The following is a 12,055-nucleotide window of genomic DNA, read 5'->3' as shown; positions in this document are numbered from 1 at the left end:
AAGTGTACTAAGTCAAATAACTCATCTGAGGGACACATTTTCCTTCTCAAACTGCAGGCGGTGCAGCCGGGCGTAAAATCCCCCTTTTTCCATAAGCGCTTCGTGGGAACCCATTTCCCGGATCACCCCCTTGTCGAGGACGATGATCTTGTCCGCTTTCCGGATGGTAAACAGCCGGTGGGCGATCACAATGGACGTCCGGCCCGCGATCAGCGTGTCTATGGCCCGCTGTATCAGCGCCTCCGACTCCGTATCCACCGAGGAAGTCGCCTCGTCCAGGATGAGGATGGCGGGGTCGTACAGGAGCGCCCTCAGGAAAGACAACAGTTGCCGCTGGCCCAGGGAAAGGGTATTTCCCCGTTCCATCACGTTATAGTCATAGTTTCCCGGGAGCTGCATAATAAAGTCATGGACCCCGATCAACTGCGCGGCGGCGACCACCTGTTCCCTGGAGATGTCCGGGTTGCGAAGCGTCACATTATCCAGGATAGACCCGCTGAAAAGAAAAACGTCCTGCAGGACGATCCCGATCCGCGAACGAAGGGCCTCCAGTCTATAGTCTTCTATAGCCACATCGTCGACGAGGATACGCCCCTTCTGGATGGTATACAGCCGGTTCAACAAGCTGATAATGGAGGTCTTGCCACTGCCCGTATGCCCTACAATGGCCACCGTCTCCCCTGCCTCCACGGCAAAGTCGATGTCTTTGAGCACGTATTGTTCACCGGTATAGGCAAACCAGACATGGTCGAAGCGGATCCGGCCCGCCAGGGTAGCAGGCGCATAGGTCCCGGTGTCCGGGAGGGTGTCGGGGTTGTCCAGCACCCGGAAGACGCGCTCGCTGGAGATCATCCCCATCTGGAGGACATTGAACTTATCGGCAATGACCCGCAAGGGCCGGAAGAGCAGGTTCAGGAGCAAAATAAAGGCGACGATCTGGCCGGCCAGCCGCTGTTTGTCCGGGAAAAGCGGGTCCAGTGCCTGGTGGGCACCGAACCATACCAGCAATCCCAGGGACAACGCCAGGATAATTTCCACCACCGGGAAAAAGATCGAATAGGCGAAGATGGACCGGATGTTGGCGTTCCGGTGTTCCTTGTTGATCTTCTTGAACCGGGCGTATTCCCTGTCTTCGGCCGCAAAGGCCTGCACCACCTGTATCCCGGTGAGGTGTTCCTGGACAAAGGCGTTGAGGGCGGCCACGGCGTTCCGGACACGGATAAAGGAACGGTTGACGCTCTCTTTGAAGTAATATGTGGCCACGATCAAGACGGGAAAAGGAATCAGGCAGACCAGCGTGAGCCTCCAGTTCATCCAGCACATCGATATAAGCACCGCCACGATGGACAACAGGTCCGCGACGATGGGGATAAGCCCTTCCGCAAAAATATCATTGATGGTTTCGATGTCGTTGATGGTGCGGGTGGTCAGCGTACCGATGGGCGTGGTGTCGAACTGCGCCAGGTTGAGCCGGAGGATCTTGTCGAAGATGGTCACCCGCAGGTCCTTGACCACCGACTGGCCCAGCCAGGCCGTGATAAAGGTGAAATAAAAACGCAGTGCCGTTTCCAGGATGATCAAACCGACCTGCCACCCCGTGATCACGATCAGGGCCCTGACCAGGTCGTGCTGGATATAGTCGTTGACCGTCACCTCGATCAGGTAGGGCCGCAGGGGTGCAATCGCCGCCAGGGCGATGGCCAGGAAGATGGAGAAATAAAACCGCTTTCGATAAGGTTTTACGAAGCTAAAAACCCGGGACAAGGCCTTTATATCAAAAGCCTTTTTAGTTTTCTTCATCCGTTCCCATTTTGATCTTGTATGCCTTGATGAACAAGGCCCCTAGGTTCTTGTGGGGAGGAATGTAGTCGCTGAACCGGTCCATCGCCTGGGCGTTCCCTTTGAACTCCCGGGCCAGCGCGTTCCAAAGGGCGATCCATTCGACGTCTTTTCCCGCCAGCAGCTCGCTGTTCAGGGCCTTGATGATGGGCTCGTTTACGGTTTGCGTACCCGTTTGTTTGGAGGAAATGATGTGCGCGTCCGGGCAGACTTCCAATACGTCGTGGAGGTTCTTATACCCTCCGCAGGAGCCTAAGATAATGATCCTCGCCGACGGGGCAATCTGCGGGATGGTGTACTTCACGTGGTAGCTGTGCCCGCGGTGGATCACCACCGTAGGGTGCAGGTTCTCCTTATCCAGGTAGTCGCAAAGATCCTTCTGGGCCGCCGCATCCTGGTCGGAGATGTTGTCCAGCGGGAGGTTGGCAAAGATCCAGACCGGCTTGCCGTGTATGGATTTGATCGTGATCCATTCTTTGGTGCGGCTGATCCTCCACTCCTTCGGACTAAACAGGCTCATAAAATCCGCATAAGACTGAAGGCCGTCTTTGTCCCCGTAGAAAAAGACCTGCTCCACCACCCTTCCGCTGTCGTCCACCAGGCTCTTGTGGTCCACCCTATAAATCGGCGGAATGCCGACCTCCTTGGTGAGGTCGATATGGCTGTTGGAATCCGCCGCCGCGAAAATGGTTTTGAGCAGGTAATAGATGACCTCCCCGCGTTTGTTGTGTTCCGCCAGGCAGCGGTCATAATTGGTATTGACCTCGTTCAACAGAAAATCCCGGAGGTTCGGGTCGTTGATGCTCGCGTAGGAATCCGCCACGTCCACCGCGTCTTCCAGACTGTTGTCCGCGGTCCGGTCCAGTCCGCGGGCAAAGGCCGCCATGAGCGGCATCGCATGCCCGTCGTCCATCGACCGGAGGAAGTCCCCCAGCGTGTTATAGCTCGCCGCCATCTTGATAAACTTCTTGAACTTGTCGAACCAGACGTTGAGCAGCAGTGAGTCCCCCTTGTGGGAGGGGATCTTCTCCATCATTTTTTTGTAACAATACACGTAGCTGGAGGTAAAGATGTCCTCTTCCCCCAACACCATGAGGTAATACAGCTCCTCGGGGGTCAACGGTTGCAGACACTTAAACCGGACCGGGTCGGGGGATTCGTGGAGCTCGTTGATCGTATTGACAAACACGCTCAGGGCTTTTGTCTGAAGCATGTCCGTCAGGTTGTGCATCCCCATGGGGGTATCCCTGAGCGGAAGCCGGCGGGCATAATCGATCTCCGTCTTTACCAGGAGTTTATAGTACAGGACGTCGTTGCCGAGCGTTTTGCCGATGTCATCCGTTGTCTGTTTTCCGCTGAGAAGGTCGTCGATAAAAGGGAAAAGCAGTTGGCCGTCCTTGGTGTCACTCATCTGAACAATCACCTTTACCTTCGGATCCTCGTTCCGGCGGATCAGGTTGGCCGTGGGCGAGCCCAGGGCCTGGGCATAAGAATACAACTCCTGTGGCCGTTTGACCGCCACCACGGCGATCAGGCTGTCCGCAAAGGGTTCGTCCTTGTACGGCAGGATGTTGGGCAGGATATACGACGTATGGAGGCCGCAATACTTGAGAAACAATACTTTGCCTGCTGCTTTTGCCCCCGGGTTGTCATTGAATATGTCCACCAGTATGGCCCCTACGTCATAGGGCATCTCCTGGATGAGGTCTTCAATGCTGCCCCCCTTGATATCCATATCCATGACCTTCTGAAAGTCCCTGACCAAGGCCGCCGTCAGTTCCGGGCTGAATTTATGTTCCCTCCACCGGTTCTGGAAATCCTTCACCAGGTCTTCGAGGTCCCGGAGATACTTGATCTTCTCGTTGGTCCCGGGGATGCGCATGTCGGCTTCGATCCGCCACTGGAGCCAGTCGACCTGTTTGAAAATGGCGTCCGACGCCTGTTTGTTGATGGCGGGGCTGGGAGAAATATGGAGAAGCGTGTCCCTTTTGCCGTCCATGAGGTCAGCCTTCACCTGTTCGTCATCGATTCGATCGTGGAAGATCTGACGGTTCAGGGGGATGCGGATCTTGGTGGTGTCGTTTTGCCCGTGTGCATACGCACAAAAACTCACGGAAATCATTAAGGCAGCGATATATAGTCCCTTCATCGACGGCAATTTTTCACATGTAAGTACCAGCAAAAATACAACCAATTGAGGAGACGCCCACTCACTGGTCTTTGCGGCCTGATCGCATGAAAATATTTAATAATATTAGTTAACAATTTTATAATATAGGTTTAACAGGGTCGCTGTAGTTTTGCTTTAACAAAAACCGTTGGATGGATACGAAGGGAAAAAAGATCCTTATTGCCGATGATGAACCGGATATTCTCGAAATCCTGCAGTACAACCTGGCCGCCGAAGGCTACCAGGTCATTACCGCGAAGGACGGAGACGAGGCTATTGAAAAGGCCAGGGCCTTTCACCCCGAACTGATCGTGCTGGACATCATGATGCCCAAGAAAAACGGCATCGAAGTATGTAATATCCTGCGCATGCAGCCCGCCTTTGGCGAAACCCTGATTATTTTCCTGACCGCGCTCAGCGACGAAAAGAACCAGATCCATGGTTTGGAAACCGGGGCGGACGACTACGTTTCCAAACCTATTAGCCCCAAAGTATTGATCTCCAGGGTAAATGCGCTTTTCCGCCGGACCAGGCGCCGGCCCACCGAGGGCGTTGCCGCCCCCTTGCCCGGGAACACCATACAGGTGGGTGACCTGATGATCGACAAGGAAAAGTTCCTGGTCAACTATCAACAAAAGGACATTACCCTCGCCAAAAAGGAATTCGAGCTGCTGGCCCTGCTGGCCTCGCGTCCCGGCCGTGTTTTTCTCCGCAACGAAATCCTGAGCCAGGTCTGGGGAACGGACGTGATCGTCGGCGACCGCACCATCGACGTCCATATCCGGAAGATCCGGCAAAAGCTCGAAGTGGATTGCATCACGACCGTGAAGGGAGTCGGGTATAAATTCGAGCTTTAAGCCGAACTTTATCCCATGTTCAAGACGAAGAACCTTACGCCTCAGCAGATCGCCCTTTTTAACGCGGGCGTTATCTCCGTCCTGGTTGCCCTGGCGTTCCTTATTATACATCATACCTGGTGGAGCGCCCTCATCAGCCTGGTACTCACCTTTGGTGTTTCTTACAACCTCATCTTTTACAGCCTCCAGAACTTTATTTACCGGAAGGTCAAGTTGATCTACAAGTTCATTTACCAAACGAAGGCCAGCAAAAGGGAAGAATTCTACTATAAGAACATCCTCCCCCAAAAGACCATAGAGGAGGTCAGTGAAGACGTGGAAAAATGGGCCCTTCAGCGCAGGGCCGAGATCGAAGTCCTCAAACAAAACGAAAACTTCCGGAAGGAGTTCCTCCAGAACCTCTCCCATGAGCTCAAAACGCCCATCTTTGCCATCCAGGGGTACATCGACACCCTTTTGAACGGGGCCATGAACAATCCGGAGGTCCACAAAAAGTTCCTGGAAAACGCCTCCAAAAACGTCGACCGCCTGGTCAACCTCGTCGACGACCTCGACGAAATATCAAAGCTCGAAAGCGGTCATCAGCAACTCAACAAGGAAACCTTTGCCATCCAGGAGCTTATCCGGGAGGTGTACGACTCCCTTTCCCTGAGGGCCAGCGACAAACAGATTAAGGCCTCCATCAAAAAAGGGTGCGAAGCCCCGCTGACGGTCCTGGCCGATAAGGAAAAAATCCGCCAGGTCCTCATCAACCTCGTCGACAACGCCATCAAGTATGGCCGGACCTCCGGCTCCATCATCGCCAGCATTTACAAAACCGACGGCAAACACGCCCTCGTGGAAATTTCGGACGACGGCATCGGCATCGCCGAAGAACACTTGAACCGGATCTTCGAACGCTTCTACCGCACCGACGCCGCCCGCAGCCGCAAACAAGGCGGGAGCGGCCTCGGGCTGGCCATCTGCAAACACATCGTGGAAGCCCATGGGCAGGTGATCCATGTGCGCAGCAAACCCGACATCGGGACGACCTTTGGGTTTACCCTCGAAATGGCAAAATAGCGGCTACCGCAGCCCCTGACTTTCCAGGTACTTGATCAAGTCCGCCGGGTGATCCGTCAACAGCGCCCTGACACCCTCTTTTATCGGAATATCCCAAAGGGCCGGCGTTTCGTTGGGGCCTTCGACGTCCGGAAATACCCAATGCCCCGTCTGCGTAGCCAGGGTCACCATGTCTGCCGTGTATTGGCTGTAATCGCCGTCCAAAATTTCCACAGGCGTCTTGCTCAAAAATCCGTTTAGCGAAGCGGTGTCCTTTACATACCCGGGCAGGCTCACCATCAGCGGCATGTCAGGGGCCACCTGGCGCCATTTATAAAACTGCTGGACGGCATTAATATACACCACGACGTGTTTCTCCATTCCGGCTTCCACGATCATTTTATACGCCACGGCCGGCTCGGCGTTTTTAAAGTCGAGGTAGATGTTGATCTTCCCTTTGGCCAAAGCCAGTACTTCCCGAAAGGTAGGGACCGGGAACGAACCCCATTCCGGGTGCGCCCTGTCCGTCACCTGTAGTGCACGGATCGTATCGAACGGCAGGTCTTTTACAAGCCCCTTCCCGTTGGTCATCCGGTTGAGGGAGGCGTCGTGCATGATCACCAGTTGGCTGTCCACCGTCGTTCTCAGGTCGATCTCGATAAAGTCCGCGCCGTCCGCAATAGCGTTCGTAAACGCAGCCAGTGTGTTTTCGGGGGCGTGGGTATGGTCACCCCGGTGGCACGCAACGATAAAACGGTGATCCTTCTCAGGCAATGGCGCGAGGTGCTGGGCCATCGCCGTGGCGGCCGCCAGGCACGTGATCATTGCCCCGGCGGCGAGTTTGCATAGTATAGGCATGTCGCTTGTTTTTGTACAAAAAAGGAAAGACGAAGCATTGCCTGCCTCGTCTTCCTTATGGTTTCAGTGTTGATGAACTATTGGAGCAACCACATGGTCTGGTTCAGGTCGTCCGCCGTGAATTTCTGGTTCGCGACAGCAGCCTTCCAATTGGTGGCGTTTTGGGTTTGCTCGGACACCGGGTATGCCCAGCGCTTCGGGATGACCCCGTTGTTACCGACACCGGTACCACCCTGGAAGGCGGGTACGCCGGTACGGCGGTAGTTGAAGTACCCTTCCCAACCCGAGTTCTCGAAGCACGCGATGTACTTCTGGAGCACGATCTGGCCGATGGCCGTAGCCTGGTTGGCAGACAGTTGGACAGCCGGCTGAGCATAGTAGGTCGCCCAGTTGAAGGTGAATGCATACGGCTGGACCTGGGTAACGGAGTTCGCTCCGGGAGGGAGGAAGTGCGCCGTAAAGCTGGTCTGCGTTACGTCAATCCCGTAGAAGCTCATAGACTCGGTGATCCCTTTTTGGTACCAGGTGGCTGCGGTCCCGCTGATCCAGCCGCGTTCGGTGGCTTCGGCGATGTTGAACAGCATTTCCTTGTACCCCACGAGGACGTCCGGGTCGCCCGTAAAGTTGGAATAATAACGATAGCGGCCGATAAAGGAATAAAGACCCGCGCTGGCGTTGGCGTACATATTCCCGATCGCTTCCCCTGTGCTGGCGCCCACAAAATACTGATACTGGCAGGGGTTTTTATCCCCGTTCACCACCGCCCAGGCGGGGTCGCAGGTCATAAACACCCGGGGATCGCTGATCGTGGTCAGGGCGTTGACATACGTATAAGACATATTGAACCGGCCGGCGATCGACCCGAAGTTGCTCGGGTTAAACGGATACGTGCTGAACGTATTCGAGCCACCGGGGTTGTACGTGAATTCGAAGTCATCCGCCTGGCTACCGAACAAAGGATATTTCGTCGGGTTGTTGATGATGTTCGCGAACTGCGTGGGCACATTCAGATTGGCGTCGGTGGCCTGGTTGCTCAGCGCGATCAACACCCGGAGTTTAAAGGCATTTACCGTTTTCTGCCAGGCGGAAAGGTTGCCCGCAAAGTAAATGTCCTGGTTGGACTGAAGCGAATTGTCGTTCGCGGCGATTAGGGTCGCCAGGTCCGTATTAGCCGTATCCAGTTGGTTGAGGATGTATTCAAATACCTGCTCCTGCGGGGTATAGGAAGGAGTAGTGGTCGTCCCCAGGGCTTCGGTTTGCGGAACATCTCCGAACATGGACGTCAGGTTGTAATAGTAATACGCCTTGATGAAACGGCCGAGCGCCTCATAGGGGTTGACAGCCGCGCCACCCCGGACCGTGACTTCCTTCTCCATCTGGTTGACGTTCTTCATCACCAGGTAGGGATCAAAGGACCCGTTCGCCCAGGAATAGATGTTGTTCCCGTAGTAGTTATAGTTCTGGCAATGGTATTGGTTCCAGTCTTGCACCTGGTCCCAGCTATCCACGCCGCCCAGGCTGCCCTGGCTACCCGAACCGGACATGTCCATGAGGACGGTCCCAAGGATCAGCCCCGGGGGCACGCTGGTGGGGTTGTTGGGGTCAGCCTGTTTGTCGGTAATCTGTTTATTACAAGAAACCGTCAGGGCCACTCCCACGCACATCAGCAGTATATTTTTGACTTGTTTCATATCTTTTTCTTTGAGGGATTAGAAGTTCGCGTTGAGGTTGAAACCGTAGCTGCGGACCGTCGGTGTCTGGAGACCGGAGCCGGCATCCTGGGTGTACTGGTCAACGTCCAGGTCCTTATAGCGGTTGGGGAAGAAATAGAGCAGGTTCCGGCCCACCAGGGATACGCTGGCACCCTGGAGGATATTTTTCCGGCCGAAGAAACGCTCGGGGAGCTTGTACGTGATCACCACTTCCCTCAATTTGACGTTGGTCTTTTTGATGATGTTCAGGTCGGCGATCGAAGCCGCGTCGTATACAAAAGGCTGTACCAGGCTCTTGGAGGCATTGGTCGTCTCGGTCAGCGCCTTCATATTCGTGATCTTGCCGGTAATGGGATCCAGCGCAATGGCTGCCCCGGTCAGGTTAACCCCGGTCCCGACATAAGAAGGAATGTTGGCTTCGTCGTTCGGCCTGGCCAGGCCGATCGCGCCGGTAGCTGCTTCGATATGACGACCGCCCTGCAGGGTTTTCACCCGGACGTAGTCCTCGATCACGCCACCCACCAAACCGTCGAACTGGAAGCGCAGCGAAAAGTTCTTATAGCTGAAGGTATTCACCAGGCCCCACTGCCAATCCGGGTCGGAGTGACCAAAGATTTTTTGAGCAGAGCTGCCGAGGTCGGAGTAACGGACATACACACCGGAGGCAGGGTCGATCACCAGCTTCCCATCGGTCGCGCGTACAAAGCCATTCCCGTAGACCAGGTCAACCCGGGTCCCGTTGTGCTGCCAGCTGTCCGGGTTGGCATCACTTACCCACTTACGGACGTAGGTGGAGAAGTTGGCCGTTACGCTCCAGCTAAGACCCCTCGGGTTGACGATGGGCTTGCCATTCAGCACGGCTTCCCAACCATCGTTCGTGTAAATACCCCCGTTCGTTACGTAAGAAGAATAACCAGAGGCATCAGATACTCCCTGGTTGACGATCCCCTCGTTGTGGTAGTGATAACGGGTCAGGTCGAGGCCGATCCTGTTGTTCAGGAAGCGAAGGTCAAGACCGAATTCCGTCGCCTTCCGCTCAGACGTGTGGATGGAATTGCTCACCAGCTGGTCGCTGTATTTTGCGCTGTTCTGATTGGTATAGGTCGGATTCAGCGTATAGGTCTGGCCAAACTGGTAAGTAGGCCCACCATAGGGCGAGTACCAGGTGTACCCATAATTGGAAGCCGGCGTAGAGCTTACGTTCGGCGAGAACAGCGGTGTGGTACCCCCGTCCTTGCTTTCCGCATAAGATCCCCTGAGCTTGAAGAAAGATATGATCTTCGGCATCTTCACATAGTCCGATACGACGGTAGCCAGGTTGAACGAAGGATAATAATAGGCGTCCGAATTCGAAGGCAAAGAGGACGATTTGTCCACGCGACCCGTAACGTTTGCCGTCAAATAAGACTTATACCCCAGGTCGACGGAATAGTAGGCGCTCAACACCAACATGCTCGAATGGAAGCTGCTCCCTGTAAGGGCGCCCAGGGAGTTCGAGAACGAATAGATCCCCGGAACGTTCAGGTAGTTGGTGGATTCGAAATTGGAATTGAACGAGAAGTTCCTGGTCGTAGCACCACCCACGGCCTGGAGGTCGAGGAACCCGGCCAGGTTGTCTTTGTGGTAACGGACCTGCAGGTCTTCATTATTCTCGAAAAGGCTCCTCCGGTCTTCCCGGTAGTCCCCCTGGCGAAGCGGCCGTCCGTAGACACCCGCGGAATAGGGCAGCTTTTCGGAGTTGAACATGTCATACGCCGTAAGGCTGGGGCGGAACTGCACGTCGAGGCTCGGGCTGATCTTGTAGTTCAGCGACACATAGCCGTACTCATTGTTCTGATAGTGACCCCGCAGCCATTCGTAGGACATGAACCAGGGGTTGTTATAGCGATAGTATTCTTCGTAGTTCTGTTCGATCCCCACCTTGCCCGGCTGCCAGTAGTTCCGGATATTGGGCTGGTTCACACTCCAGTCCGCACCACCCCAGATGATGATGTTGTAGATGATACTGTTGGGGCCGTAGTTCACGTCCGGTACGTTGGGCGATGATTGGCGGCTATAGTTGATGTACGCCGTGGCGGTAAAGTTTTTCGTGAAACGCTCTACGACGCTCGCCGTAAAGTTGCCGTTGTTCAGCTGGGTGTTGGGTACGATCCCTTTTTGGTACGTGTTCCCAATGGACAGGCGGATGTCCGTCTTGTCGGTAGAGGATGAAATCGCAACGCTGTTGGAGGACAGCAGACCCGGCTGGATAAAGTGTTTCAGGTTATCCTTCCCCCTGGCCGTCCAGGCCGTGGGCGCTACGTGCCCGGTATAGGTGCTGCCGTCTGCAAAGGTTGTCGTATAATTCTGGCTGGCGTTATACTGCCCGTCGAACTGCGGCAGCAACTGCCCCCGGAACTGGGGGCCCCAAACGTCATAGTCATAGTCGTTGATACCAACCCCGATCGCCCCGCTTCCGAAGTAAGACGAAGGGCTGGAACCACCACCCCCGAACGCATACTTCCCGTTGTCACCGGGGCCATACGTATCCTGGTATTTGGGCAGCGCGATAAAACCCTTTTCGATCTGCGTGCTCGAATTGATCGTCACGTTAAAACCACGCTTATCCTTCGTCCCCTTTTTGGTGTTGATGATGATGGCGCCGCTCTTCCCCTGGAAACCATACAAAGCTGCCGCATTCGGCCCTTTCAGTACCGTATACGACTCGATGTCGTCGGCATTGATATTATAGGTATCAGAGCTGATGGGTACCCCATCCACTACGAACACCGGTGATTCACCATTCTCGCCGCGCATGACGACAGCCGCAGGGTGCCCGATCTCCTGGTTGATATTGACTTCAAGACCCGCGGAATTCCCCTTCAGGGAATTGATGGGGTCCGCTTCCCTGGCCTGGGTCATCGCGGAAGCGTCTATCGTCTGGATCGCATAACCCAGACGTTTCGATTCCTTTTTAATACCGGTTGCCGTCACCACCACTTCATTCAGGTTACGCTGGTCCGTCACCGCATTGACGACCACCATCGCACCCTTGACCGTAACCTCTTGCTTCTGAATCCCAATTCCCGTCAGCACCAGCACATCCCCTTCTTTGGCCTTGATGGTAAACGTCCCATCCAGGGCCGAGGAAGTCCCGATTTTTGTCCCTTTGACCATCAAGGTCGCACCTGCTACAGGCGTCTGGTCCGTAGAGGAGATAACCTTCCCCGTGATCGTCTCTTTCTGGGCCCAGACGAACACCGGGAATAACAATACCATTAAAAATGCTTTGATTGGTGGAGTAATGACTTTACTCATAAAACAGAAGGTTTTTGTAGAATTGAAGAAGTCTAGTGAAATGAGATCGCAATATTAGAAGGTCTCCCGAAGGTTTACGCCTAATAAACATTAAGTTTACATTAGGCAAACTTTAAATTTTCATTAACAGAGCCTTCTGTCATCGCAAATAATTGGCCTTCAGACAAAAGCGACGCCTTTGCTGTCTCTGTGCGATACAATCGTTTGTAGGGTATTAAAGAGGGGTCAAAAGAGGAGCGTAAAGATAATCGCCTCCTTTCGCAGGCTATAGTTATCCACCT

At 54.5% G+C, this 12,055-nt stretch carries 7 protein-coding genes; 2 read left to right on the top strand and 5 right to left on the bottom strand.

Annotated features, from left to right (window positions below; all coding sequences use genetic code 11):
- Nucleotides 1-21: 21 nt before the first annotated feature.
- Both EDB95_RS05660 and EDB95_RS05655 read right to left on the bottom strand, forming a co-directional pair.
- The gene (locus EDB95_RS05660) at nt 22-1,800 is read right to left on the bottom strand and encodes an ABC transporter ATP-binding protein (protein WP_133991432.1); all 1,779 of its coding nucleotides are present in this window, start codon (nt 1,798-1,800) and stop codon (nt 22-24) included.
- Nucleotides 1,787-3,988, bottom strand: a complete 2,202-nt coding sequence (locus EDB95_RS05655; protein ID WP_133991430.1) for a hypothetical protein — start codon at nt 3,986-3,988, stop codon at nt 1,787-1,789. The genes EDB95_RS05660 and EDB95_RS05655 overlap by 14 nt, the downstream gene beginning before the upstream one ends.
- Nucleotides 3,989-4,161: 173 nt before the next feature.
- Between EDB95_RS05655 and EDB95_RS05650 the strand changes: the two genes are divergently transcribed.
- The gene (locus tag EDB95_RS05650) at nt 4,162-4,866 is read left to right on the top strand and encodes a response regulator transcription factor (protein ID WP_133991428.1); all 705 of its coding nucleotides are present in this window, start codon (nt 4,162-4,164) and stop codon (nt 4,864-4,866) included.
- 15 nt (nt 4,867-4,881) lie between these two features.
- Nucleotides 4,882-5,928 (top strand): sensor histidine kinase, encoded by a 1,047-nt coding sequence (locus EDB95_RS05645; protein ID WP_133991426.1) that lies wholly within the window; start codon nt 4,882-4,884, stop codon nt 5,926-5,928.
- Nucleotides 5,929-5,931: 3 nt separating this feature from the next.
- On the opposite strand, the gene EDB95_RS05640 is transcribed toward EDB95_RS05645, so the two are convergent.
- The 3 genes from EDB95_RS05640 to EDB95_RS05630 form a co-directional block, all read right to left on the bottom strand.
- On the bottom strand, nt 5,932-6,765 hold the full coding sequence (locus tag EDB95_RS05640) for a glycerophosphodiester phosphodiesterase family protein (protein WP_133991424.1): 834 nt from the start codon (nt 6,763-6,765) through the stop codon (nt 5,932-5,934).
- A 77-nt stretch (nt 6,766-6,842) separates the two neighbouring features.
- Nucleotides 6,843-8,456, bottom strand: a complete 1,614-nt coding sequence (locus EDB95_RS05635; RefSeq protein WP_133991422.1) for a SusD/RagB family nutrient-binding outer membrane lipoprotein — start codon at nt 8,454-8,456, stop codon at nt 6,843-6,845.
- An 18-nt stretch (nt 8,457-8,474) separates the two neighbouring features.
- Nucleotides 8,475-11,735, bottom strand: a complete 3,261-nt coding sequence (locus tag EDB95_RS05630; RefSeq protein ID WP_162852490.1) for a SusC/RagA family TonB-linked outer membrane protein — start codon at nt 11,733-11,735, stop codon at nt 8,475-8,477.
- Between the last annotated feature and the right edge of the window lie 320 nt (nt 11,736-12,055).

This window comes from Dinghuibacter silviterrae, from assembly GCF_004366355.1.
GTDB lineage: Bacteria > Bacteroidota > Bacteroidia > Chitinophagales > Chitinophagaceae > Dinghuibacter > Dinghuibacter silviterrae.
Note: the sequence above shows the minus strand (reverse complement) of the source record. Positions and strands in the feature narration are given on the sequence as shown.